The sequence below is a fragment of the Psychrobacillus sp. FSL H8-0510 genome, from assembly GCF_038008345.1.
Taxonomy (GTDB): Bacteria; Bacillota; Bacilli; order Bacillales_A; family Planococcaceae; genus Psychrobacillus; species Psychrobacillus psychrotolerans.
In genome coordinates, this window is sequence record NZ_JBBOYZ010000002.1 from 112,534 (window position 1) to 137,599 (window position 25,066).

Genomic DNA, 25,066 nt, shown 5'->3' on the forward strand with positions numbered 1-25,066 from the left:
TAAAAAGAGACGGTACGAACCCTCACGCTGGTTCTTTCCGTCTCTTTTTATTTTTTTACCTGTTGTAACAGCCTTTCTGCTTCCCATCCCAATTTTATTCGATTTATAATCGTTGTCTCAGGGATATTTAATCTATTAGCCCATTCACGAACAGAAAGAGTCTCACCTTCGTAATTAATCGGCCACTCATGCATCCTTTTAACATCAGGGTCTAAAAAGGAGGATTTGTTCATAAGGTATCGATTATATAATAAGTCAATACGTAAACCAGTCTCTTCACTCCATTCTCTAATAGATTGTGTTTTCCCATCATGGGTTACCTCTATGCTCATTTGCACTGCGAATGGCTCAAACTTTGTATAATCTATGTTTGCATAATATCTTGTCGGTCGGAATGACGCTTTCTTTTCTATTAAAGAAGCTTTCGGAAAAACTAAATTTGGGTCGATCCACTCATAATTACTAGGGGAAACTGGTTTCAGCAAATCTACTTGCTCTAGCCTGGCACCTCTAACATAACCATTTTGAATTGCCCAAGATTTAAACTGTTCAAAGTTATAAAAAATATCTAAATCATAATTGTCTATACCGGAATGTTGGTTACTGCTAACCACATCATTGTAAGCAATTGACCAATTAAGCAACAGATATAAATCATCTTTAAAATCACCATCATCATTACATATATAGCTCTCTGCTCGCTTAATATTTCTATCCATTAAACCATACATAGCTTTATCTTCAAGTTCCAAAAATAAAATGAACAACTCAGGACGTAAGGTGATACGTTTTTCGTTTGGAGTCATCAAATACTTCTTTGGCCTTTTTGTATTATTAGATTCTATTGTTATCGAGTATTCTGACAGTTGCAAGAATTTTTCTGGTTCCGTCGCCCAAATAGCTCCTACCAATAAAGCTTCTATGTTCTGTTCAAATATTGGAAATGTCAACTTGTATCGCTTTTCCTCATGGAGCAAAACAAAATGGTAAAAATAATCAGCTTTTTGACTAAAACGTACTCCAGGACCAATCTGATCAAAATAACAAGTGGCTGTCTCAGTAAGGTCTGTTGCACCTTTCTCAATTTCCGTCTCCATTATTTCAGGAATTTTTTTTCCTTCATAAATTATTTGAACCAGCTTTTTCATAAGACCTCTTCTTCTAATCAGGTTGACTTGATCATTTAGTTGCAGGTTTCCCGGTTGCGGCAAAGCACTAGCCACGCTGACAGCATCAATTAAAGTGGAAGCACATAGATTGACATCTCGCAAACTATTTTCACCTCAATTCTAGAATGTAACTTGTAAATTATATTTTACATTAATTATTGTTTTATGTATATCGTTTTTTTGACAAGGTTTATAAATATATTGTTCTTTTTGTCATTTTTTTGACTAAAGGAATGAAGTCCTATTGCTTGCGAGTTTACTAAGACCAAAGTTATATTTCTACTATAGTATACAACATTAAATGCTTTTGTCAATGGTAGCAATATTCCTAAAAGTAATTATTTCTTCCTCCATTGTACTTAAAGAAATTAAAAAAAACGAGGGGAAATTCCCCCGTTATCCAACATTTTTATTTTCTCTCCATTTCTGGAAAAAGGAAAGGAAATCTTTATCCACAATTTTCCTGTAATCTAAATTCATTTTACCTCTTGCCTGTGTCAGAATTCCGTTATTCACCTCTATAGTTATCCATGGTTTATCAGGTGATTCTTTTCTACGTGCAAACAAAATGGTTGTATTCCCATTCGCAACACTTTTGGCATAAGAGGACACGCAATGTTTCAGCCTTCGTCCTTCTATTGATATTTCTTCCAGTGAGTATGGAGGACGTATCTCAAACTGGCTATTTTCATACCTGTATTTTTTTTCGAGTCTTTCTTTTAACTGTTGATACTGATCAGCGAGAATTTCATCTTCTACCATACTGAAATCTCTGACCAGAATATCATGAACCAGTTTTAAACTTCTTGGACGCTTTTCTACTTGCATGTTCATTTGTTTTGCCATTGACTCATAATCCCTTAACAATACTAAAGCCGATGTTACTTCAATTGCTTGCTGGTCATATATTCGCTGCATGTAATCAATCAGTTCTCTTGATGTATAATTCGAATTCATTGCGATTTCCGCAAATAAACTCAGTGAATACTTACGGTCGTGCATACCAACAAGGTACTGTGCTTCTTCTTCATTTAAGGTGCCAACTTCATGCATCGTTTTTAAATATTCAATTTCCATCGAGTCAAGTGTTTTTAAGTGCTTCATTATAGGTCGGGGCAAAGAGATTTCCTCTTTGACTGACTCACTAAGTTTTTCACCATTTTTCATCTTGTCCATCACGAAATTAAACATATCCATTTTCAAAAAACTCTCCGCTGCTGGATTATCTCTTCTATAATTCATATACATTACACAAGTTTGCATCGTAACCAAAGACCTTTTAGTCTTTTCAGTTCCTTCAACAAGTTCTTTTAATCCAGTCCTGTTATAAGCCACATGATTTTCGAGGTCTGTTCTATAAAACTCTTCGAATGTCCATGTCGTTCTTCCTGTGGACATTAACTTAATTGCTTCTGCATCATTTTTTCCTTTATCTGTATACTTAATACCATATTGCCCATTAATGACTGTGATAACTTTTTGAACTCCTTCAGAAGACATATAAATTTGCCCTCTTGGAACTAACACGAATTGCACCGTCTTATTGTATATCACATATCGCAGATCATAACGACGAATAACGATTAATTCCTCATCATACACATCCATTGTTACATGCGAACCATAGGTTATTGTTCGCTTGTTTGATTGTAAGAATTCGGTTCTGTTATATCCAGACTCATCTTGATATCGATGGACACAATCTTTGTTATGGGGTTTCAGATAATGAAGAAATTTATTAGAAATTGATTTACTATACTCATTTAAAGCAGTCTGTTTCTTATATTGTTCTCCTTTTCCATCTTTCACAAGCAATAGTAATTCTTTGTACTTGCGAGAAATTTCAGGTGACCATGTTGTTGAGTTGGATCTAAACGACTTCGCTCCACACGGGCAGTGAAATGTGTATTCATTTCTCATCCCACTTCCGTAAACTCTTAGCCCAGTTAAGCCATAAAATTTCCCAAATATCTCCAAAGAATTTACTTCAGGTAATTCTATAACCATTTCCTTTTTAGTCATGCCTTTATCTTCTAGTATTTCTTTTTTATCCCTGTTAAGTGTAACCATCTTAACTCCTCCTTATATGAGCTAGTGCTCTCCTTTTTATTCATTCCTTCTATGGTATGCAGTCGGAAGAATGTCCATCACTCGAAGGAAGTGCAATAAAAAAGAGAAGGCGAAATGCCCCCTCTCTTAGCTAACTTTCTTCAACTTTTTCCACTCTTCAATGAATGACTTCAGTGGAGCTCCACCAACAACCGTGTAATGAGCATTATGCTTCCCTCTTGCTTGTACTATAGTATTGGAACTGGACACTTCTATAGTTACCCACGGCTTTTCTACTTCTTCTTTTTTTCTTACCAACAGTATGGTTGTCGTCCCCTGTGCTACTCGATCCGCATAAGATGCTACACAGTGACTCAATGCACTGCCCTCTATTGCAATTTCTTCGAGATTTTTTGGAGCACGAATTAAGAACTCTTTATTTTCGTAACTAAATTGATTTTCTACTTCAGGAAATCTTGATTTTTCGTACTGTTCATTTAATAGGTCATCCTTCACAAACTTAAAATCCCTAGCTGTCACATCATGTTCTCGAATAAGCGACTTTGGAAACTTTTCATATTCAGCATTCATCATGATATTCATATTGACATAATCTCTAAGCATAAGGACGACCCTTCCCGTTTCTATTGCTTGAGAATGCCAAGCACGATCTGCATATTGGAACAACTCTCGACACGTGTAATTGCCCATCTCAGTCAACTCGACCATTTTATTAAGTGTCTGACTGTTTAAACGTTGGCCGATGACCATTTGAGCCTCTTTTTCTGTCATTCCACCTTTTTTATTCAATTCTCTGATATGCTTAATACTCTCTGCATCAAGCGTCTTGATGTGCTTGATAATTGGCTTTGGCAATAGTAACTCTGCTTGAATCGATTCTTTTATCTCCGTATGCTTATTAATGGCGTCACATGCATAAGCGTAAAGTCCTGCTTTCCATATCCTTTCTATAACTGGATACAAATGAAATTGATGCATATATTTTATAAGTTTTTTTGCCATGGTATAACCATATAAAGAAGGTTCAAAACCTCTCACCGAATTTAAATGATCTGAGAAATCACCAAGTCCTGTTTTACTCCACAAGTCGTGTTTTTTCACATCCTCTGAAATCACCAATTTATCTGTAGATATTCCTTTTTCAAATATTTCATCCAGTGTATTAAACGCCGCTTCTACCTCTGTAAACTTATATTCCGATTTGTATCTTCTTCCGATGAGCAGGTTTTCAAATCCTGTTTTTCCAATATAGACTTGGAATTTTGGGGCTGTTTCAAAAATTACATCGTATCCACTGAAACTAAATTGCAAATCATAACGACGCAATCTTAGAAATTCCTCATCAAACTTATCTAAAGTGAAGTAGGAGCAATATTTAGTGGTAGCCTTCTTTTCCTTAAAAACATAATCTTTAAGAGCACCATGATGCAATTTTTTGTTGTCGCATTCTTTTTTGTGCTCGACAAGAACCTCTTGAATGGATTTCATTAGTCCTCTAGCTTCTCGTATTTGCAGATGGTAACTGTTTGCATCTTCAGATTCTCTATACTCAGTCATTTTCTTAGCAATACTAGGTGACCACTCAGAATAAACTCTATTCGATCTGATAAAACCACATGTACAATGAATGGTATATACTTCTCCGTCTGCACCGTAATAATTTGTAGATCTTGCATGAACAGAGTATCCTTTATAATCAACACCTGGCACAACTTTTTGCAAATCTATGAGTTCCATTTCTAATTCAAATTCCCTTTTCTCTTTAACTACCTCAAATATATTCAATTGACTTTCCTCACGCTGCATGATTACCATACATATTCCCTCCAGTTTAATTGAAACGTTTAGGTTTCTCCTTTTTAGTGTGTACGGTGCATTTTATGCAGAACCATACTCCTTTACTACTTGATGACTGGGGTGGGTGTGTATTGAGGTATGTATATGAGTTGGAGCAGAAATTTTATTATCAATACTAAAGTGTCGGATAATCCGTTTTTGCATAAAAAAAAGAACACCCATTAGTTCAGGGATGTTCTCCATATTGTTGAGTCATCTTTTGTTCTTCGCAAAATTGGATCATCGCTTCTTTTCTTTCTTGACTTGTCAGGTATATCCTAAAATCAACGGTTCGTGCTTCACTAAGACGTTCCGGATACGTCTCTGGGGAAAGTACACCGTAATACCCTAAATACCACTCTGCATCATGTAAAAGCTTTTCCATTCTACTTAATTTAGGCATAAAATTCTCCACCATATCATGGACGATGAATGATAAAAGAAAAAGTCCAATCTCCATGTCACCTTCGTCTCTCTTTTGATCCATTAAACATTTTATATCATTCTCGATCTTCGTATTAAACGAAACAAGCTCATTCATTTTATTTGTTAAATGACCTTCCTTTGAACGATTCCTCATGTCTATTCATCCCACCTTATCATGTATTGACTTTAAAAGCCTACGTCACGCGTATCCTTATATATGTTCCTCAGACTATTCTATGTGTTTCTTTGTTATTTTATTAGTTTATCCTACAATGCCTCTCCCTTCCACTATTATGAAGAAGGAGAAGAGAGTATCTTGCTACTATTAAGTAATAACAATCCATTCATCTTCTCCGTAAATAAGTCCTAGACCTGATCCAGTATCCCACCTTACTTGAACTGTTCCCATATCATCCACACTTTCTACAGTACCCTCTGTCCCAGGTGGAACCGGTTGGTAAGGATCTTTCATTAGGATTAAACGCACTCGCTTCTGTGGGGAATGTGAAATTCTTAACGCATCTAAGATATCTTCGTCCAGTCTACTCATAAAAATCCTCCAGTTGCGAACCTATCGCTCCATATTTTTTGTTCTTTCTTTAGTATATGCAGGTAGGTTCTTTCCAATGAAAAAGACGCTCCAGAAGGAACGCCTTAAGCTGCAGGATTGCTAAGTATATTCGATATGTCGATATTGAAGTATCTACAAAGCTCGTAAACAATGATAAATGATGGGTTTCCTCTGTCTCCTCTTTCAATTCTCGACAAGTACGCCTTCCCTATACCCGTTTCTTTAGCAACATTTTCTAGCGAAACTCCTAGTTCGTTTCTCTTTTCCTTAATCATTTGCCCAAAGGCAATCATTTTCTCTTTATGTATTTCTAAGTATTTAGATTCTTCCATTTTAATAACCCCTTCCAGTTTATCTGTTACCTATAGTATACGTCATCTCATGAACTGTAGTCAACAATGATCTGTAAATAAAGTCAACTGAGTAAACAATACTTGTGGGAGAACGGCTATGCCGCCCACCCATTAAATAAGTAGTTGTCACCAAAGAATCTTTCTACATTTCCTCTAAAAAAAGGATTTGTTTCAGCTTCATCTCTACAAATGTCCAAAAGTGTACTCCAGTCAATAAGGTCTAACCAACCAGACCTTTGCAAATCCTGTTTATCTTTATTATCATTTCTTTGTAATTTAGTATGGATAATATCTAGTTTTGATAATCTCCAATAAGTTACTCCGTTCTCAAACTCTCCTACTTTAACCATTCTCTCCTCGTAACCCTTAGGAAGATGACATACTTCTTTAGCAGCGTCTCCAATTGAAAACATTTCAAAGTGTTCCGCCGCATCCTCTACACCGTAAATCACATCTATATCATACGTAATCTTAGATGTGCAACCATCTAGCACCATTGCTGCTCCACCTACGATAAGCACGTCTCGATGACTCCTTAACGACTCTGGCAGGTATTCTGCAGCAAGTGTTAAGTTCATTACTATTTCATCCTTTTCCATCTTCTATCACCCTCCTGACGTATCGCTAAAGCGATTCCATTTACGTTTCGTTTGGTGTATCTTATGCAAAAGAATGTCTTTCAATCGCTCACTTATTTTCTTTTAAAATTCTTTTCCACGTCAGTAGGCGGTAGATTGTCATGTCTTTCCAGAATGTGCGGACTTGATACGCCGTTGCCTGTCCCTGTTTCTGATTTAATTGTTTTTTCATTGATTCACGAAATGCTTCCGTCCCTTCTGAACTAGCAAGGTAAGCATTCACGATACCCAGGTGCTTTTCCCATATGTCCCCAGACACATTGCCTAGCACAGCATACATCGTTGCCCAGCGAAATGCTTGGTGATCATTAGATGCACGGGATAGAATTTCTTCTGGTCCTGAATCACCAAATAATCTTTGTCTTTCTGACTCTACATGAATTGCATATGATTCCAGGTCAAATAATATCTCATCGGGCCGTATTCTCATTTTGTACTCCTCCTGCTATTCCTTAATTTTCGAGTGTTCTATTTTCATTTTAATTGCGATTGCGACTGCGACTGCTCTGTTTCAAGCAGTTTATTATTATGTAAGTGAAAGACCCATTTAGGTCTTCCAGGGGGTTAACTCCTACTAACACGGAGAAAATCCTCGAGTAATCTATATGACATTCTACAAATTCCACAAGTAATTTTCTTTAAACTTCCGAACGAACGATAAATATTCCTTAATTGTGAATTTTGTATCCCATCCAGCAAGTCGAAAAGGTTCATCTGACAAAAACCGTCTTATTCTGATACGTTTTAATTCGTCTCTATGTTCTGGACTTTCATCGCAAATGGATGGTTTATTTTCATCATACAAACTTAATAACTCTTTAATTTTCTCGCTTTTCTCAGCATGCTGACTGAAAAATTTGAGGAGCTCATCATAACTAAATACTTCCTCTTCATTTTCATAATCTCCCAGTACAGCTAATATATTATTTGCTTTGGTCGCGACGATTTGTTGCTTATATTTTTCCTCACTTTTCACAATTGCTACTAATTTATTCTCATATAAATAATTAAAGGCATCATAGATATGCTCGAATTCTTCAACTATTCTAAAAAGATAGCTTTTGGAGAAGTCTATTTGACAAACATAATACTTATGCCATTCGCTCCAGTAACGCGTATCGTTTCCTTCTATTCTTTTGCACTCCCTGTTATAACATACGACAATCCATTCTCCTTCTAAACACGGGACCTCTGTTGCATTAGATCTATAAAACTCTGGATCATGGAAATCTCTTTGTCCATAGGCTTCGTAGTTAGCATGCCCTATCCAATCAGGATCCACTGACAAGACTTTTTCCACTAAGAGGGACGGTTCATCCTCTAAAAAAGAAAAACCCATCTGACGAAAGGCATTTAAAAAATTTACACGTTTGTATTCGTACGGTTTTATACCGCTAGGCAATCTTTCTTCCTCTTTCATTTTTGATTTGAACAATATGCCACCTCCTTCTATCATGTGCCCACTCAACATCTATATAATTATTCTTTAATACACTGAGCAAGTTCTTTTATTTTTGCTATAAGTTTGGGAATGTCAGCGAACTCTTCGGATTCTCTTCTCATCATATAATTCACCTCCATAAGGAAACAATCGGTAGTTGGTATGTAGCTTATCTGTATTAATACCTGCTCCTTTGACGCTTCAGTAAGCTCTATCTCAAAAGGAATCTCCTTGCCGTTTAAAACGAAAGGTTGGCACACATAACCTGCCCTAGACATATCTGGTCGTGTTTGAAGCAAAGTATCCCATTTGTTTTCTTGAGCAGCCTTAAGCAGTTCCATAAGGTTATGCTTGCCGACAATCACCCGGCCAGAAAGGGCTGCTTTTATAAACTTCACAATAGATGACAACGACTCTTCCTGTTTATCTAGTTCTTCTCCTATTATTACTTGAAAAGAATTACAAACTTTATAAATCTCTACTTGGATTGTGTTAGAGAAGCCTTGAATTAATCGGAAGCCTTCGCCTTTGATCATGTGTTCTCCCTCAGTAGAAACTTCAAAGGGGATTTCGTTTAGTAGAAGCAGCTGTTCAACCCTCTCAAAACTGACCTTAAAGCCATCCTTTTCTGCTCTATTCTTTATTTCATCAAATGAATCAGTGAAAATAAAATTGGGACTATCAGAAAGATTCTGAATGGATACATACCAAGGACCTACTAACCTTTCTTCTCCTCTGGACACGTTCTGAACAACGATTAGCTGAGAGAACGGCTGAAATACTTCCCAGTCATTTAATTCTAAAGAGAATTCATAATTAACATCTCCTTTTGTTGCGATCACACAGGTACTTAAGTCCATTTTCTTCATCGAAACAATTTGCAATCCCAGCATGACAGAGATATTGTCCAGTATTAGCCTCGTAACATCATTCATTTCTGCTAACCGCTTTTTTTCTTGCTTAATCATTTCGACTATTTTACTCATTATTCCTTCCCCCTTTATTTAAGGGACTCAGTATGTTCAACCAATAAAGTTGTCCTGTTTGAATCCTATGTATAGAAAAGAGAGGGTTTCCCCTCTCCTTTAGTTGAGCTGTTTAAATAATTTCTTTGAACAACTCTGCTATTTCTTCTTGTTTTTTCTTGTAAGCAATGACTCTATCTAGCCATTCTTTAAATTCTACTTCGTTCATTTCCTTGTCAACACCTGCAACGGAGACCGTTCCATCTTGCTTAATTGATAGACGATGTTTTTCGACCTTATCATTTACTTGCTGCAACAGACCGAATTGAAACTCGATTGCTGTTCCTTCCACTTTCGCAATGTACGAAAATTGCTTCTCGTTCAAAATGTTAATGATCTCTGCTTGGTTTAACTTCTTCACTGTTGTTGCCATTTGGCATTCCCCCTGAAATTGTTTTGGTTTATATACTATAGTATACACTATTATCCATCCGTTGTCAAGTATTATGCGGAAGTTGGCTGAACACGCGATGGTGCTGTTCCTACTTTTGCTTGAGACATCAACGATTCGCCCTTCATCACACGGACTTCAATACGTTGTTCCACACCGCAATCATAACCAATAATACTTTCTGCATTGTCCACAAAGAGGGGATATTTATATCCTTTGATATTGCTAATCATGTCTACTATTTCCATGCCAGCACGCATTTGCTCTGATAATGAACATACATGTACAGGCTTATCATCATAAAGAACGTTGAAACATGCACGAACTTCTCCAGAAGTTTGATTTACGGATTCCAATTCGATCGATACTCGTTTTAGATGCTTCGAGATCTCTGCATTTAGGATGGTCGTTTTCGCCAACACGAATTGCTTCATATGGAAAGCTTGATTAGCCATGTGCTCCATCGACTTTTCTTGCTCCTCACGTTTCACAATAAGTGCCTGAAGATCTTCTGCTCGTTTTGCTTCTTGTTTCTTCGCTATTTCTGCTTCTGTTTCTAGTTTTTTAGCAGCAGTGAAGCGTTCTTCTTCCTTCACAAGTTCTTGTTTGAGTGAAATCAGTTGTTCCTCATAATTAGCACCACTCGTTTTGTTATTTGCTGCATCAGCTTCTAAAAGCTTTTTGCGTTCTACAAGTTTAGACAACTCTTCCTCTATTGATTTTTGGAACTGTGTGCGTTTTTCTTCATGAGTCTTCAACTTCTTCAAAACATCATCCAATTCAGCTTTTAGAACTTTGCGTTTTTCTAAAAGCTCTTTTTCGAAGTTTTTCTCTATTATGAGATTCGCTTTGTCCGTTTTCTCGATTTCTTCCTTAATTGCTTTACCGCTTTCGACCATCTCGAGTAGATCTTTATCGATAATCGCTTTGCTTGCCTCTATTTCTTTTCGACGCTTTTCAATGTGAGCAGGCGGTGTTTTTTGTCCACATGCAGAACATGTCGCTGCATCTAAAGAAATTATTTCTTTATCGAGTTCCGCAAGCTTATCTTTTTCATAGCGATACTTTTGAAGCATCATATTTCGTTCTGAATGAAGGGAGTCTGTCTTTTTTGTGTCTGGTTTCAATCTATCTAGATGTGCAAGTTCGACTTCAACACGTTTGACATCTTTATTTAATTCTCCCACTTCGACAGCACCGGAATATGCACGAGATTTCACCTCACGTATATTGGATTCAATTTCTCTTTTTTGTGCTTCAGACTCAGCAGGTTTGTCATTCTTCGCTTTATCTTTGATCACTTCTTCGATTTTTTCTCGAATCGCATTAATACGGTCGTTAGACACCACTTCTACTTCTTTAATTATGATAGGCTCCGATACTTTTTGAATGTACCCCTCCATATGTTTCAATTCGTCCTCAGCATTTTTACGCTTCTTTGTTAATGCCGTTAGATAACTATTCGTGTCATTGACGTTAAAAGTTTCTTTTCTTAGAAACTCTTGTTCTTCTGACGTCATTGTATTTAACACATCGTCTAAGGTAGCTTCCGAGAACAACTTCGTAATCATTGAACGAGCTGGTCCTTCTGTAAGAGTCAAAAAGATCATTGGATTGAATAACATCAGGAACAATAGTGAATTAAATTCTTCCTCTACTGTTTTTTGTGCTACTTCGACACCGTCTACCTTAATGCGTGTAGATGTCGTCAATCTGCGTTCGATTTCTCTTTCACGTCCATCACTTTCAAACTTTAAAACAACGCGAGCTTTACTAACGTTTATGTTTTTAATGTTTAGGTTCTTTACGCTTCCCCCAAGTCCTTTCCCCGTCATAGCCCATGCAATTGCCTCACCTATGGTAGTCTTTCCTTCTCCATTGACTCCTCTAAATTCCGTTAGCCCTTCCGAGAATTCGAATGTTACTGAATTCTCAAACCCACGAAACCCTTCTACGAACAAACTGATTAATTTAATTGACTGCATTTTTGCTTCCTCCTTTTTATATGGTCGATGCGACCTCCATGAATTTGTGATTCATACTGTTATATGCAAGTCAAAGCTGTTCGATAAGTCGAAGAAAGTTTGAGAAACCAAAAAAGAGCCCCCAGAATGGAGACTCCTAATAAGAGTTTATTTTTCTTCTTCTATTTGATTGCTTCCATATGGACCTTTACGTAAAGTCCCCTTATAGACACCATACCAATAACCATCACGATTATACTCTAGCGTGGCCAAAGTTAAATAACCAGCATATCCGTTCACTTCTTTCCATAGTGTTTGAGGAAACTCAACAACATCTAATTTTTTCAATGTTACAGCATAAGTCATTGTATCCGCTTGTGCATTCATCGCCTCATCTAACAGTAATAAATTTTCAGGTTTTACTACAGTTGGTAATGGAATTGGGTTATTCATATTATACAAGTAGCCTTCGTAGTACGCGACGCTGTATCCAGGAAACGTCTTTTTGTCATATTGTGTCAGATGCCCACCAAAACCAGATTGTGTAAACCAGATTGTTAGTGGTGGAGCTTGTCCACCGTTGGTTGTTTTTGCTACTCCCGTTTTCCAAATCCTTGTTATTTCTGCATTCGTTTCAATTAGATTCTTTTCATTAATTTCATTGGTTGAACCCACCGTATTGCTTGCGGAAGCAGTAGTTCCCATTACACTTCCAAATACACACATGGCCATAATAAGATATAAAGCTTTTCTCAACATCCAAATTCCCCCTGTTTTAGGTTTCTACAACCTTTATTTGTAGTACAATATATTTATACCATTTATACTAATCTTTTTATATGCTTTAATTGTCGAACGATTACGAACGATTTCAATATTCTGTTAAATATGAATCTTTTCGGAGCTTGTTGCGTATTATGTAGTATGAATACAAAAAAGGAGGTACAGTTACCATGTCAAAAAAAATCAAATATATCTGGGCACTTGTCATTTTGACTCTTTTAACTTTGCTCGTCGCTTGTGAAGAGGGCATCGAATTTCCTGCGAAAGAAGAGCATCTGAAGAATGTAATTTTCCAAAGCGAAAATAATATGGACAACTCCTTATCATTCTTTGATGACAAACTGACAATCAGGGTAAACAGCCAAAAAATTAAACCTTTTATGGACGAAAATGACCTGGTTAATGCAGGTACTAAGTCAGAATGGATAATAGAAAAGTATAAAGTCAAAACGAGCGGTGATGAATACCATATCACAGGAGAAGGTGTGGATATCAAGCTTAAACGCATAGGAAAAAGGATTATTCAAGACACTGAAGGCGAACGTTATTCCACAGATAAAGATTTGAATTAAGAAGAAGAGGACATGTCTAACGACATGTTTTTTTTGCACATAAAAAAAGTCCCCTAAAGGACATCTGATGCGTAATATTTATTACGCAAGTGCAGTTTCTGGCAATAAGACAAATTCTTCGGAGAATCTTTCGGGAAAATATGCGTGTATATATTCCTTTATCTGATGTATTTCCTTCCTTCTCAGCCGGTGATGATAAGCCATTATCATTAAGCCATCTTCATCCATTTTGAGAAGACCACTCAACCTAGTTATTTTGAAACGTAATAACTTTTTAATCACTGGAGTAGTTAATCTAGAATCAAATATCCTAAGATTCACGAGCCTTCCATCTCGTTCAAGCAATTGTTTTTCTGACCCCTCGCGAACTTTTTCCGTTCCATGATAGCATTTTTCTGAAGACACTTTCGTCATCAATTCACCAATCCCTTCTAAATTGAAAAGCCAAACCCAAAGGGCTTGACTTCATCTTGTTAATTGATATAATTCACTCTCTATCTAAGCCGCGTTCTTCTGAAATGTTCACTAGCTGTTTTTTTAGTTCTTCGCCCGTCAATCGTTCTTTTAAATATACATGAGGTTCATTGACTTTTGCATTAGAACTTCTTTGATATACATAAAACAGATATTCTTTTTCACCTTGTTTCAACGTCAGCCACCCACACACTTCTGAATCGTCAAAATATAAACTTTTAGAGATGGGTTGTTCAGATGGAACAAGGATCATTTCAAAATTATTTTCACCAACTAATTCCTTCAATTCTGTCACAGAAATCTCGTTTAATCCATAGTTATTTGGCTCTTCGTTTGATTGAACAACAAAGGACGTTTCTTCATCTTGTCTTACAGCCCAAATACTACCGGAATCATACTCTTCCTCTCGTTCTTCATCATCCATTTCACTGTTTTCTCCTTCATCATCTTCAAAAATTGAGCTGTCTATTTCAATGAAAAAGACTCCTTCTTCGTTAGTATCTAAACCTTCTATAGTAGTACCAGCCTTCTCATAACTCAAAGCATCCTCCGGACTTATTATCGTACCGGAATATCCTTCGATTTTTCTGAAACCAGAACCCGCTTGATCAACATAAACTACTGTGCCTACTTCTAACATAATAACTCCTCCTTTTAATGTTTGCGATATTGTTTATATCCCTTTGAAATTCATTAATACTTAAAGTGATTAATGGTGTTTAACAAAATTATCATTGAAGCGAATCCAATAAAACTCTCCAAGTTCTTTCATACGTTCAATAATCGGAAGTAAGATATCTTTTTGTAAAGATTCATAAATCGCTTGGTCTTCTTCACAGAAATACTCTCCGCTGCTATCTCTCACTTTTTCCATTTTGGATAAGATAATAGCATTCTCCTGAAATAGCCGATCTAGTTCCTCGGCATCTCCCATTACTGAAATCAAATTTTTATTCCGTTCAATTTCTTGATGCATAAAACATTGCCACATTTCCTCAATTTCGTCCGATGTAGGACTCGGTAGAATTTCCTGCTCAAAATACTCAACGGATTCCATACCACCACTCCTTTTTAATTATTGGTTTACAATACCTTTTAGATTGTTACTTTGTATCATATGCAGATGGAACAATTTCTACAAAAAAACTGCTGTTTATACAGCAAGCCCATTTCCTAATCATCTATCGTTGGTTTCATTTCTTTCATTACTTTTTTCACTTCTTGTTAAATAAGAGTTCTAATCTAGTTCTTACGAACAAAGAAGCCCAATATATAAAGGAGAACATCACTATTGCCATTATTAAAGCAAATGGAAGCCAAAACCATATGGAGAAATAAAATTCCATAAAATAGCTAGACACACCTAATTGCATAATTCCATATAGAATTCGACTAAGTGCTACACTTCGACCCTGTGGATTTGCGTGACAAGCAGCCAAAGATATGAATGAAGTAAATAAAATCACAAAAGATGAGACATATGCTAAAAAAACAATGATTTGTATCCAAAATTGGTTCACAATTAAAACCTCCCTTAAAAGTCTTCTTCTATCTTATGCAAGGAAAAAATAAACTATAAGAGAAGAACCTCAGTACTTTATAATATTTCAACAAAAAAAGAGCATGAACTATCAGCTCTCTTAGAAATAATTTATTCATCCTTAAAAACACTTCATTAATTATTTGCCCCCTTAATAGTTTGTATCGCTAAGTCTAGAACAAGAGTGAATATAGTCTTTTTTATCCTTATACACGCCAAGAAGTTTGCCCATTACTTTTAATACTTGTGCATTTGGTGCATATTTACCTTCTAGTATTGCCTTCTCTAATACTAAATCATTTACATACCAAGCATATGAAAGTGCAATAGCTGGACTCCTACTGACTCCTGCATGACAGTGTATGATTAGTTCCTCCTCATTATTAAAGCTCTTAAAGAACGTCAAAACCTTTTCTCCTTGCTCCTTATTAAACCAATTCCAATTACTTGGAAGAGTTGTGCTAGGTTCCACATCATAAAAGCACAGTGTACATTCTTTTACGTATTCCTGTTCTAGAGGTCGGAAATCACTTTCCATATCCCCGATACGGATAATACATGCTTTCTTTACTGTCCTATACAAATTTGCTCGACTCATACTAAGTACTTTTACCAACATATAGATTCCACCTTTTCAGCTTCAGGAGTTTCCTGACCTTTTTTGTCTTTCTGTCCCATGATATGCATTTAACCCGGAAGAAATTAGAACTGTCGTTAATCAATAAGCATCATTAATTATCACGGTGACAAAAATCAAATTTTTAACAAAAAAAAAGACCACCTTTGGGTAGTCTGAACCGTAATTAAGCAACAAAAAACACATGTTGATCAAAATAATCATCAATTTCAAGTGACTTGTATGAGTGAATCTTTCTTCCACCACAGTCTTTTGACAAAATACTTGATATTTCTTCAAACAATTCTTTCACCGGAAGGGTATTCATGCCTGTTTGTGTTTTGAATTCCACAAGCGTTTCTCCTTCTTCTGATTCAAACATATCACACGAGCTTACATGACCACTTTTCATTGTTTTTAATTCATATGCAGCTCTAACAACTTCGTACATTTTATCTTCTTTTACCACTAGTAAGTTTGTTATCTCTTTATTAAACATTTCTTTTCCCCCAGTTTTTTTAGAACATTCGTTCCCTTTTTTAATGATACCATAGCCTATTCACTGCTGACAAGTTCAAGTGCTTCATTTTGGCTCAGCTTTTTGCACGAAATTATACCTACGAATGACACTAGTTCATTGTTTCTATCTGTACCTTTATAATATTTCATACAGTGTACAAAGTCAAGCTTTTAAATAAAAAGATTGTCGAATGATTTTAAGTCGCTTTTAAGATTGCTAACACTCGACCACTATATCCTTGAAACACTGACACATCAACATTCATAAACTTTAAATTAACAGTTTATGCTCAACGTATTGTAGTAACTTCCCTATTTTTATGACTTTGATTTACTTTGTTCGACAATTTAACACTGTTTAAAGTGTCTACTATTGTATACAATATCACACAACAATACACAAAATTTTTGGAAGAGATGGTGAGCTAACTGTGAGGAATTTCCTACTAAAGAAGTATGTACAGGCTAGAACAGCAAACACTGTAGCTAGTAGCAGTTTTAAATGTGAAGACTGCGGAGAATATGTGCGAAGTGTTCATCGACTTAGCATTTTAAACTTGATTCTTTACGTGATTGGGGGCGGAATCCTTACGTATACCTGGCATTACTTAGCAGGGATTGTCTTCGTCGTCGGTTGTCTTTGGATTAATAAAATACTTTTAAAACCTGTATGTTCTAAATGTTTTTCTCCGAACATACACGAACGTAAAACAAAAAAAGAAGAGGAGCAAAGCTCCTCCGTTGTGCCGCCTGTTGTCTAGGGCGGTATTTTATTTACTTAAAATTGTCAACACGACTTGTTGCCTACCGAGCTGAATTGCCTCTTGGGTACTTCCAACTAGAATATCGATTTTTTGTCCTTTTATTGCTCCTCCTACATCATCTGCGATTGCTGTGAAGGTCCCGTTCGGTGTTGACACGCTCACAAGTGTTCCTAGTGGAATAACCGATGGATCAACGGCAATAATACGGTACCCGTCTTTATAGATGGTTGAGCGGATATTCGTTCCTCCAGCCGTTATTCCAGAACAACCCTTACAGGTTGCCGTAAAATAGGTTGCCGTAAACGTACTTGCAGACGCGGATTTCACAGCAGACTTACTCTGTTTCTGTATGTCTTTTCTTTTTGCCTCGGCTTTCTCCTTAGCTATATTAGCTTTTTTTGCTTCTTCTACCTTCTTCTCTTTCGCTATTCTCTTCTGCTCGTTCGCTAACTTTTCTGCCGCAACTCGCTTTTCTTCAGCGATTCGTTTCTCTTCAGCAACTTTCTTTTCTTCTGCCGCTCGTTTTGCCTCAGCTTTTTCTTCTGCAACTTGTAATTTATACTTTTCTAGCTTCATGGATTCTAGTTCTTCTGTTTCCAAGGTCAATTCGTCATACTTGGCATCATAGTCATGGATGACGACTGTTTTCTTAGGTTCTTCTTTTTCTTCTGTTCCCAGTTCAGATGCTAACGCTAACTGTGTGATAAACAAGGAAAACAGTCCTGCACTCAAGATGAAGGCACTTCTTCTGTGAATGTTCAGTGTTTTCGACTTCTCCTTTTGACTTCTCTTCATTGTTTTTCTCACTCCTTTTCGAGTTATCCTATGCACCATTTGACAAAACACATCTAGTACCGCGTTTAACGTTACACGTTTGACACAGTTGTCATCTAAATGAAATATAAAATGGTCCCTACTCATTCGAAACGGAATAACGATTAGTTCTTTTTTTGATGAATAGAATAGAAGAAAAGGAGATGAAATAATTGAAAAATAAACGCCAATTAAATGCATTGATATTAGGTATAGCGATGTCGAGTCTCGTTCTGTTTGGTTGCGAACAAAAAGCCAATCAAATAGATTACACTATGCAAAGCATAGATAAAAACGAATCTACATCAACAAATACACAACCTTTAGAAACAGCCGGAGGACTTGGAATCGACTACGCAGAAATCTATGGAGAGAAAGAAGTAGAAGATGCTATGAAAGGAGTTATCGATCAACCATTTAAAGATTTTACTTTAGAAGATTCAAATGGAAGAGATGTCTCTCTAAAAGATTTCGTCGGGAAACGTATAGTGATTGAATTTGCTAGTACTATATGTCCTTATTGCATTGAAGTCCAAGATACTATAGAACAATTTGCAAAAAACAACCCGGACGCCGTGTTATTGCAGGTGTATGACAGAGAGTCAAAAGATACTGTTCTTGAACACTTATCTACAATAGAAGAAACGCCAGGAGTAATACCTTTAATTGGCAAGGGTGATTATGCTATATCAGATGTGTATGGAGCAATCTACACGCCTACCTTCTATTATATAGATACTGAAGGAATCGTTCGATTGATGACCATAGGGGCAGAAGGATTAGAAAATTACCAGAGTCATTTCGATCAGGTAAAATCACTGGACAATAAATAAGAAGGGTGCCACATGGCCCCTTCTCTTTGTTTTATGTCATTCTCAGCTTGATTGATTGCTTCCACCATCTAAGAACCAGACTAGACAATACTGCCAAGGCGATAGGTTCTCCATGACCAATGGCTGTTGCCCATCCAGAGGAAAACACAAGACCTATTGATAAAGACGCGATAGCACCTTCTAGACCCACGTTGTCTCTTCGCGAATGACACAACAGTAATCCGCACAGAATAAGAACTACCCCTACCAGTTGAGCCAGAGAACCTACTGCAGGGAATAGTGGGACGAATATTACTGTTCCGATTAACATTGTGCCAAGACCCCAATGAATAAATTGCTTACGATTCACGGAGAAAATGTCTAAGTCGCTTGATTGAATTGCAACTCGTATGATTGTACCCATATTTTTCGAATGTGTTTGCCATCTTTCAGAAACATTCTTTCTACGGTACTTAAGAGTAGCGATACACAACCCCAATGCAAAAACCATTGAAATGATTCCCATTAAATCCAGTCGGATAATAGAACCCAACATTCCAATTCCCAATGACACAAGCATCCCTATGTAGGCATGTTTAACGGAATAGAAACGTATTTGTTCTATTTTCTTATCTTGTTTTCTCCAGTGAGCTTGTTCAACATTCGGTATTACTCCTGGAGTTTGATCTTCTGCACTAAACAGTTTTCTTTCTTCCATTTTCTGCTCTCCTTTCTCAAGCTTTTGTCCTCAACCGAACAACATAAGACATGTATCACTGTCAAATATAATTGACTTAATTACCAATCCACGTTATGATGAGAACAAGAACTAGATATAGTGTTTCATTTTATTTTTATCCCTATATATTGTAAAACTAACAGAAAGGTGTGATTATCTTGATGAAAAAGATGATGAATGTAATTCCCAACTTAGCCATTAGCGTTTGTTACGATGTATTAATTATTTCTGTTCTTTGCATGGCTTCTTACTATGTGCCTTCATTTTGAGTTTTCCCCACTTCAACTATTGATATGGCAGGAAGTAGGGAGCTTTCAAACTCAATGAACCTAAAGGAACCTATGCAATATTTCATTGCTGTTTAGCTCTGTCGGCAAATCTCCAATATGTCTCGGAATACTTCATCTGATAAATCCTTGCTGGCATACGCATATTCGAGCGTCCCCACAGATGGCCATTCCACCACATAATCCGTTGGATGATAAGTGAATTTAGCTAGCCCTAGCCCAACTTTGATAGAATATTTATCCCCCTTAAAAGATGGTCCAGTTTCTATTAAGAAAGCAGCAAATTCAGCTTTTTTTAATTGACTTAATGGAAATCTCTTCATTACAATCCTTTTCTTTTTGAACCACATATGCGACACTCCCTCTATTTTCTTTATCGTATGCATAGCGGTAAGGACCAATTACTTTTTGTCTTTCGTACGTTGTTGAACAGTGATATACATGTCTCGAATATCGTCTCGGACAAGACTACCGTGCAGAACTAGTGAATACGCTGCGTTGTACAGCGTTCCAAGAAGCCTCGGATTAATCAAATATGGAACTTTTCTTCCTTGTGGACGGTGAACCCATCGATACCGAACGATTTTGCTTTCTCGCATAGAATCCAACAACTCCAGTAACTCTTTGACATCGCCAAGAGTTATTCTTGCTTCTTTCCATGTTACAAAACGAGTGATTCTTGCAGTGTTAGGAAAATCAATTAAGTCGAACTGCTCCAGATCAGAAAAGGAGACAACAAGCTCCTCTTCCTCCTGATAAAATAGACATCCTCTTTTTTTCGTTTTTACTTTAACTCGGTGTCTCCCTTCATCCTCCATCCATTCGAATTCAATTGTTTGACTCATGTAAGCCCTCCTTTAAGCTTTGTGACTACTTTGAATATTAATCCATCTTCTCCTACGCCTTGTAGACAAATGTACAGCTTTTCTCCTAAGCTATAGCGTTCTGTTCCGAACGACACGGTCTCATCTGTACTATCGTGAACAATGTTGTGATCCAGAATATAGCCGGTCGCTGCGTTTTCTAGTTGGACACTGATCTCGCCGTCCATGAGGGACATTACTTGTCCTAAAAATACGACCCCCATATGCTGCTCTCCCCATTCCTTGATAAGCGAATCGAGCACTTCTTTCTCAGCTTCTTCCGCAATTCGTTCTCTGTTGGATGAACGGGAGGCGATTTCATCGAAACGACTCGACCATTCCTCTTTCTTTTTATCTAAAAGTGTATTTTCTAGAATCGCAGACAACACTCGATGACAGACAAGATCTGGATAGCGTCTGATTGGACTAGTGAAATGGGAATAGGCTTCCGAACCCAATCCAAAGTGATCAGCCACTTCCGCTTCGTAACTAGCTGGTAACATGGACTCCAATAGTAGTTGTTCTGCCGCAATTTCATGCTCTGTTTCTCGCATCTCGGAAAGGATAGACTGTATAGATTTAGAAGAAGGCTCTGTAAGATCGACTACATACCCTTTACTGTTCAAGTATTTCTCCAGCCTTTCTAACCGATGTTCATTCGGTACTGGATGTGTACGAAATAAAAAGGGAACCTCATGTTCCAATGCAATTTTTCCAACAGCTTCATTAGCAGCAACCATGAAAGATTCAATGATTCGATTTGCGACTCTCTTCTCCTCGGGTCTCACATCAATTGTCTCACTATCAACTTGAACGCTCGGCTTCTTATTTTGGAAACGTATAGCCCCTCTCAACCTTCTTCTGCTTTCGAGAATTGTCGCTAATTGGTGAGCGATTGTAAGATTTTCTACAAGTCCTTCTACTTCAAAGTCTGGACATTTTTCCGCACCTTCTAAGTAGTCCGAAACATCATCATAGAACAGTCTAGCCTTCGACCGAATAATTGATTTGTGGAAGGTGTGTTTCTGCACATTTCCCCACTCATCGATGTCTAAAAACACCGACATTGTCAATTTGTCGATTCCTTCTTCCAGACTGCATAGCTTATCCGATAATATTCTAGGCAACATTGGCACATTATGTCCTGGGAAATAAACGGAAGTCCCACGATAAAATGCCTCTTTATCTATTGTTGAATCTTCTTGTACGAAATGACTCACATCTGCGATGTGTACGCCTAGTCGAAACATACCGTTATCTAACTTCTCAATAGAAATCGCATCATCTAAATCTTTTGCATCTGCACCATCAATTGTGTAGATAAGTTCATTTCTTAAATCAAGGCGACGTCTTTCTTCTGATTGAATATCAACACGCAATTTCTTTGCATCTTTCAACACTTTTGAAGGAAATTCAATCGGAATGCCTCGTTCCTCACAAATGTCATCTGGTGAAAGGGTCCCATGAGATGTAGAGCCTAACACTTTCACTACTTTGAACCTACCGTCCGACAGCTTACAACAATGCACAATGTCTAAATGTTTAGCTTGTTCAGGTGGGTTTACGATTTCCATTTCTGTCGCTCCTCCTTCTTCAGGCACAAAATAACTTTTCTCGATAGAACGCAAGAAAGTTCCACGGAACGTTTGTATTGCACTAGTTAGAATTTCCAGATGCGTTACGTTCCCCTGACTGGTGAGTCCATACAAAACTCGGTCTCCATTTTGAAACTTCCCTGCCGATGGTTTCCCGTGCGTCAAGCCAGAATCCGTTAATATGTGAAGAGTTCCGTTGCTCCCTGGATAAACAGTTCCCACAAACCATGGCTTTGTTTTAGTTAAGCTAATTCGGTTTTTCATATTTCGAGTTAAGAAACCAATATCAGTCAAATCATTGATTGCTTTACGGAATAGTTTCTTTGCGTCTTTACGCATTTTCATCTGGCCCATAATCTCTGTCTGAAGCCTTGGCTTTGATTGGCTATTTAGCATATGTTCTACTAATCTCTCTTTGATTGTTTTCAATGCTGCTCATCCTCTCTTTACCTTATCTTATGCAGTGTTGATTTCTTCGATAAGTCAGATGCGTCCGACACTGCTCGACTAACTAAATGGCATAGGAAAGACAACCAGTACGTAGAATACAAAAACAAATAGGAGTGAACGACATGAAATTTTGGATTTTCTCAACAGTAATAATCGTAATCATTGCCTTTAGCAGTTACCACATAACGAATTCACAAGAAGAAATTGCCCCTGGGGACTTTGTAGAATATCCTATTGCGATGGAAGGTAAAAGTCTTATATGAAACCAATGACAAAGTTATTCATATTGATACCGGGTTCATTGTTTATCGCTACTCTAGTATTGTTATATGTTTGGGCAAATCATGAAGAACCTAAAGAGAAGAAAATAAATATACCCAAGATTGAAAATGTGCAAGTGGAAAAAATTCCTGTTGGTCCTGAAGCTATAAAAGAAGAACCTGCTATTAAAGGTGAATTGCTTGTAGAAAAAGAAGAAGAAATAACAAAGTTCGTCTATCTTGTGCAAAATACAACTCCGGAAGATATTGCCTTAATGACAGATCCTAGTATGGTAAACATTGAGATTATAGATGCAACTGGAGAGTCTGTATACAGCATCCCATCTCAAAACAAGGAATATACGCAGGTGATCATGGAATCAGGTGAAAAAATTAGATTTGTGTTCCCTTTAAATTTGAGTCCAGGTCATTACAAAGTAACCGCAAATCTCAGAGAAGCAAGTGGTCCGGCCGCAAGTGTCGAATTATCTCATGTCGAAAAATAGAAAAGAAGCAGTTAGCCCTCTTCGGCTACTGCTTCTCTTTTATTTCATGCATATTAGTTATATATATTCTCGTAGCTCACCATTTCATAGAGTTTATCAAACTATGAACTAATTGGTTTACATTTTTGACAAACCCTAATACTATAAGGCTTTTCTCCAACAAAAGCTGAACCGAACAGGTAATTATATTTAGTCCTTTTAGTAATAGGTTTTCGACAATCATCACAAATATAATCTCTTCTTGCTATTTGGACAACTTCTTTAATTACATTACTCAATAATCTCTCTCCTTTATAACACAAGTTTAGTCTATCTATTGGTCTCTGTCTTTTCGGTTAACCCTAAATCTTCCATGAATTTCGATAATTTCTGTATCTTATCCAAGTCTTGAGAGTATAAATCCACTTTTGAAAGATGCGATTTAATCATAGACACATTCCTTTGATGCTGAATATTCGCTTCGATTTCTGATGTAATAGGTAAGATTTTTTTATTATTCTCTCCTCGAGTCATTCCCGTTATTGGATCAATGACTTCCCCACTGTTTAAGTTTATTCTTCCAGAGGGAGTTACTTTTACAATCACATGTACTCGGTAAACGCTATTCCTACTCCACCCCAATGCGTTTTGCGTGGCAACCTTGTCTCCTACTTTCAACCCTTTCAACCATTCAATGTCCTTTGTCAATTTGCCTCTATCCCTTCTTCCACTTTGTCTGCACATGCATCACAGATCAATTGGTTTTTATGAGTTTCCAAAAAAGCAAGATGTAAATTATCTTCGGCTTTAAAATTCGTGTCACAAAGATTGCAAGAATCCAAGTCTTTCCTGTACTTACGGAATTCCTTATACTTTATATAATTACGATGAACATTTGTGAATATATATTTCTCGGTATATACCTTTTCTATTGTAAATCCCAAAGTTATTCCTCCTTAAGTCTATTGACTCTCCTCTTTCTTTTTGAACATTCTATTATAGTAGAAGCATGACAATATGATTCGCTTAGTAAGACTTTAGACCGATTTGCCTTGTAAATTACTGATATTTGTTCGATTCTGGAAAAAAAACGAACTGCTGACCGATAAGAGTAATAAGTGGATGATAATTTCTTTAAATAGTATATAGTTCCACTAATATAACTAAGAGGAGGAAGCATTTTGAACCCTCACTGGCAATTCAAAAAATTCATCAAAGTAAATAGGGAATTTTTATTAGAGTATGCACAATTTATAGATAGGAAGAAACGCAAAGCATGGAAGACTACAATTATTTCTATCTCTCTTGTCTCACTAGCACTTATTATTCCTATTATTCTCCAAGAATTTAGCTATATTTTGTTAATTAATTTTTTAAGTATTTATCTATTAATAGGGAATATCCGTCGGAACAAAAAGTTTTCAGAGGAAAAAAACGCCTTTCTTGTCGATTATGAAGAAACTATTAAACGATGGGAACAAATGCCGAGTTCTCACAAGGACCTAAGTTATGAAGAAATTCTAATGATATGTAGAAAACAGTTTTATGAATTTCACGAAAGTGAACCAGAACCGATTGGAAATGATAAAAATAAGCCGACTTAATATAAG

The 25,066-nt window shown here is 36.8% G+C and carries 31 protein-coding genes; 5 read left to right on the plus strand and 26 right to left on the minus strand.

Annotated elements, in window-relative coordinates:
* Window positions 1-47: 47 nt before the first annotated feature.
* The 13 genes from MHI40_RS20395 to MHI40_RS20455 form a co-directional block, all read right to left on the minus strand.
* A complete protein-coding gene (locus MHI40_RS20395) occupies window positions 48-1,271 on the minus strand; it encodes a hypothetical protein (protein ID WP_340764979.1) in 1,224 nt (407 codons plus the stop codon).
* 294 nt (window positions 1,272-1,565) lie between these two features.
* Window positions 1,566-3,239: a PcfJ domain-containing protein gene (locus MHI40_RS20400; RefSeq protein WP_340764980.1), complete on the minus strand. Its 1,674-nt coding sequence runs from the start codon at window positions 3,237-3,239 to the stop codon at window positions 1,566-1,568.
* 126 nt (window positions 3,240-3,365) lie between these two features.
* The gene (locus MHI40_RS20405) at window positions 3,366-5,054 is read right to left on the minus strand and encodes a PcfJ domain-containing protein (protein ID WP_340764982.1); all 1,689 of its coding nucleotides are present in this window, start codon (window positions 5,052-5,054) and stop codon (window positions 3,366-3,368) included.
* A 208-nt stretch (window positions 5,055-5,262) separates the two neighbouring features.
* Entirely contained in the window at window positions 5,263-5,655 is a 393-nt protein-coding gene (locus MHI40_RS20410; RefSeq protein ID WP_340764984.1) for a hypothetical protein, read from the minus strand.
* Between the two features lie 171 nt (window positions 5,656-5,826).
* Complete coding sequence (locus MHI40_RS20415; RefSeq protein WP_340764985.1) at window positions 5,827-6,051, minus strand: DUF4314 domain-containing protein; 225 nt, start codon at window positions 6,049-6,051, stop codon at window positions 5,827-5,829.
* A gap of 104 nt (window positions 6,052-6,155) precedes the next feature.
* Window positions 6,156-6,404 carry a helix-turn-helix domain-containing protein gene (locus MHI40_RS20420; RefSeq protein WP_340764987.1) on the minus strand — a complete coding sequence of 83 codons (249 nt, stop codon included), beginning with the start codon at window positions 6,402-6,404 and terminating at the stop codon, window positions 6,156-6,158.
* 116 nt (window positions 6,405-6,520) lie between these two features.
* Window positions 6,521-7,024 carry a DUF6036 family nucleotidyltransferase gene (locus MHI40_RS20425; protein ID WP_340764989.1) on the minus strand — a complete coding sequence of 168 codons (504 nt, stop codon included), beginning with the start codon at window positions 7,022-7,024 and terminating at the stop codon, window positions 6,521-6,523.
* An 88-nt stretch (window positions 7,025-7,112) separates the two neighbouring features.
* Window positions 7,113-7,493 carry a hypothetical protein gene (locus MHI40_RS20430; RefSeq protein WP_340764991.1) on the minus strand — a complete coding sequence of 127 codons (381 nt, stop codon included), beginning with the start codon at window positions 7,491-7,493 and terminating at the stop codon, window positions 7,113-7,115.
* A gap of 183 nt (window positions 7,494-7,676) precedes the next feature.
* Complete coding sequence (locus MHI40_RS20435; protein WP_340764993.1) at window positions 7,677-8,498, minus strand: hypothetical protein; 822 nt, start codon at window positions 8,496-8,498, stop codon at window positions 7,677-7,679.
* A gap of 44 nt (window positions 8,499-8,542) precedes the next feature.
* On the minus strand, window positions 8,543-9,490 hold the full coding sequence (locus tag MHI40_RS20440) for a hypothetical protein (protein ID WP_340764995.1): 948 nt from the start codon (window positions 9,488-9,490) through the stop codon (window positions 8,543-8,545).
* Window positions 9,491-9,602: 112 nt separating this feature from the next.
* Window positions 9,603-9,902 carry a hypothetical protein gene (locus tag MHI40_RS20445; RefSeq protein ID WP_340764997.1) on the minus strand — a complete coding sequence of 100 codons (300 nt, stop codon included), beginning with the start codon at window positions 9,900-9,902 and terminating at the stop codon, window positions 9,603-9,605.
* Between the two features lie 71 nt (window positions 9,903-9,973).
* Window positions 9,974-11,905, minus strand: a complete 1,932-nt coding sequence (locus MHI40_RS20450) for a hypothetical protein (RefSeq protein ID WP_340764999.1) — start codon at window positions 11,903-11,905, stop codon at window positions 9,974-9,976.
* A gap of 147 nt (window positions 11,906-12,052) precedes the next feature.
* Window positions 12,053-12,643, minus strand: coding sequence for a hypothetical protein (locus tag MHI40_RS20455; protein WP_340765001.1), 591 nt, complete (start codon window positions 12,641-12,643; stop codon window positions 12,053-12,055).
* 194 nt (window positions 12,644-12,837) lie between these two features.
* Between MHI40_RS20455 and MHI40_RS20460 the strand changes: the two genes are divergently transcribed.
* Window positions 12,838-13,239, plus strand: a complete 402-nt coding sequence (locus MHI40_RS20460) for a hypothetical protein (protein ID WP_340765003.1) — start codon at window positions 12,838-12,840, stop codon at window positions 13,237-13,239.
* An 81-nt stretch (window positions 13,240-13,320) separates the two neighbouring features.
* Here MHI40_RS20460 and MHI40_RS20465 read toward each other — a convergent pair whose 3' ends face one another.
* The 7 genes from MHI40_RS20465 to MHI40_RS20495 form a co-directional block, all read right to left on the minus strand.
* Window positions 13,321-13,653 (minus strand): hypothetical protein, encoded by a 333-nt coding sequence (locus MHI40_RS20465; protein ID WP_340765005.1) that lies wholly within the window; start codon window positions 13,651-13,653, stop codon window positions 13,321-13,323.
* Window positions 13,654-13,726: 73 nt separating this feature from the next.
* Window positions 13,727-14,353 (minus strand): hypothetical protein, encoded by a 627-nt coding sequence (locus MHI40_RS20470; RefSeq protein WP_340765007.1) that lies wholly within the window; start codon window positions 14,351-14,353, stop codon window positions 13,727-13,729.
* 69 nt (window positions 14,354-14,422) lie between these two features.
* The gene (locus tag MHI40_RS20475) at window positions 14,423-14,770 is read right to left on the minus strand and encodes a hypothetical protein (RefSeq protein WP_340765009.1); all 348 of its coding nucleotides are present in this window, start codon (window positions 14,768-14,770) and stop codon (window positions 14,423-14,425) included.
* Between the two features lie 157 nt (window positions 14,771-14,927).
* The gene (locus tag MHI40_RS20480; RefSeq protein WP_340765011.1) at window positions 14,928-15,233 is read right to left on the minus strand and encodes a hypothetical protein; all 306 of its coding nucleotides are present in this window, start codon (window positions 15,231-15,233) and stop codon (window positions 14,928-14,930) included.
* 171 nt (window positions 15,234-15,404) lie between these two features.
* Window positions 15,405-15,872, minus strand: coding sequence for a hypothetical protein (locus MHI40_RS20485; RefSeq protein ID WP_340765013.1), 468 nt, complete (start codon window positions 15,870-15,872; stop codon window positions 15,405-15,407).
* A gap of 184 nt (window positions 15,873-16,056) precedes the next feature.
* Window positions 16,057-16,368 (minus strand): hypothetical protein, encoded by a 312-nt coding sequence (locus MHI40_RS20490; protein WP_340765015.1) that lies wholly within the window; start codon window positions 16,366-16,368, stop codon window positions 16,057-16,059.
* A 790-nt stretch (window positions 16,369-17,158) separates the two neighbouring features.
* Window positions 17,159-17,947: a 3D domain-containing protein gene (locus MHI40_RS20495; RefSeq protein ID WP_340765017.1), complete on the minus strand. Its 789-nt coding sequence runs from the start codon at window positions 17,945-17,947 to the stop codon at window positions 17,159-17,161.
* A 191-nt stretch (window positions 17,948-18,138) separates the two neighbouring features.
* On the opposite strand from MHI40_RS20495, the gene MHI40_RS20500 reads away from it, so the two are divergent.
* Complete coding sequence (locus tag MHI40_RS20500; RefSeq protein WP_340765019.1) at window positions 18,139-18,798, plus strand: TlpA family protein disulfide reductase; 660 nt, start codon at window positions 18,139-18,141, stop codon at window positions 18,796-18,798.
* A gap of 31 nt (window positions 18,799-18,829) precedes the next feature.
* On the opposite strand, the gene MHI40_RS20505 is transcribed toward MHI40_RS20500, so the two are convergent.
* The 4 genes from MHI40_RS20505 to MHI40_RS20520 form a co-directional block, all read right to left on the minus strand.
* Complete coding sequence (locus MHI40_RS20505) at window positions 18,830-19,495, minus strand: hypothetical protein (protein ID WP_340765021.1); 666 nt, start codon at window positions 19,493-19,495, stop codon at window positions 18,830-18,832.
* Between the two features lie 382 nt (window positions 19,496-19,877).
* Window positions 19,878-20,126, minus strand: coding sequence for a hypothetical protein (locus MHI40_RS20510; protein WP_340765023.1), 249 nt, complete (start codon window positions 20,124-20,126; stop codon window positions 19,878-19,880).
* A 78-nt stretch (window positions 20,127-20,204) separates the two neighbouring features.
* Window positions 20,205-20,648 (minus strand): hypothetical protein, encoded by a 444-nt coding sequence (locus MHI40_RS20515; RefSeq protein ID WP_340765024.1) that lies wholly within the window; start codon window positions 20,646-20,648, stop codon window positions 20,205-20,207.
* Window positions 20,645-22,690 (minus strand): ribonuclease R family protein, encoded by a 2,046-nt coding sequence (locus MHI40_RS20520; protein ID WP_340765026.1) that lies wholly within the window; start codon window positions 22,688-22,690, stop codon window positions 20,645-20,647. The genes MHI40_RS20515 and MHI40_RS20520 overlap by 4 nt, the downstream gene beginning before the upstream one ends.
* Before the next feature lie 143 nt (window positions 22,691-22,833).
* On the opposite strand from MHI40_RS20520, the gene MHI40_RS20525 reads away from it, so the two are divergent.
* Window positions 22,834-22,974, plus strand: a complete 141-nt coding sequence (locus MHI40_RS20525) for a hypothetical protein (protein WP_340765028.1) — start codon at window positions 22,834-22,836, stop codon at window positions 22,972-22,974.
* On the plus strand, window positions 22,971-23,477 hold the full coding sequence (locus MHI40_RS20530) for a hypothetical protein (RefSeq protein ID WP_340765030.1): 507 nt from the start codon (window positions 22,971-22,973) through the stop codon (window positions 23,475-23,477). The genes MHI40_RS20525 and MHI40_RS20530 overlap by 4 nt, the downstream gene beginning before the upstream one ends.
* Window positions 23,478-23,786: 309 nt before the next feature.
* Here MHI40_RS20530 and MHI40_RS20535 read toward each other — a convergent pair whose 3' ends face one another.
* Both MHI40_RS20535 and MHI40_RS20540 read right to left on the minus strand, forming a co-directional pair.
* Window positions 23,787-24,164, minus strand: a complete 378-nt coding sequence (locus tag MHI40_RS20535; protein WP_340765032.1) for a hypothetical protein — start codon at window positions 24,162-24,164, stop codon at window positions 23,787-23,789.
* Window positions 24,161-24,400 carry a hypothetical protein gene (locus MHI40_RS20540; protein WP_340765034.1) on the minus strand — a complete coding sequence of 80 codons (240 nt, stop codon included), beginning with the start codon at window positions 24,398-24,400 and terminating at the stop codon, window positions 24,161-24,163. The genes MHI40_RS20535 and MHI40_RS20540 overlap by 4 nt, the downstream gene beginning before the upstream one ends.
* 237 nt (window positions 24,401-24,637) lie before the next feature.
* Here MHI40_RS20540 and MHI40_RS20545 point away from each other — a divergent pair, with 237 nt between their 5' ends.
* Window positions 24,638-25,060 carry a hypothetical protein gene (locus MHI40_RS20545; RefSeq protein WP_340765036.1) on the plus strand — a complete coding sequence of 141 codons (423 nt, stop codon included), beginning with the start codon at window positions 24,638-24,640 and terminating at the stop codon, window positions 25,058-25,060.
* The last annotated feature ends 6 nt before the right edge of the window (window positions 25,061-25,066 follow it).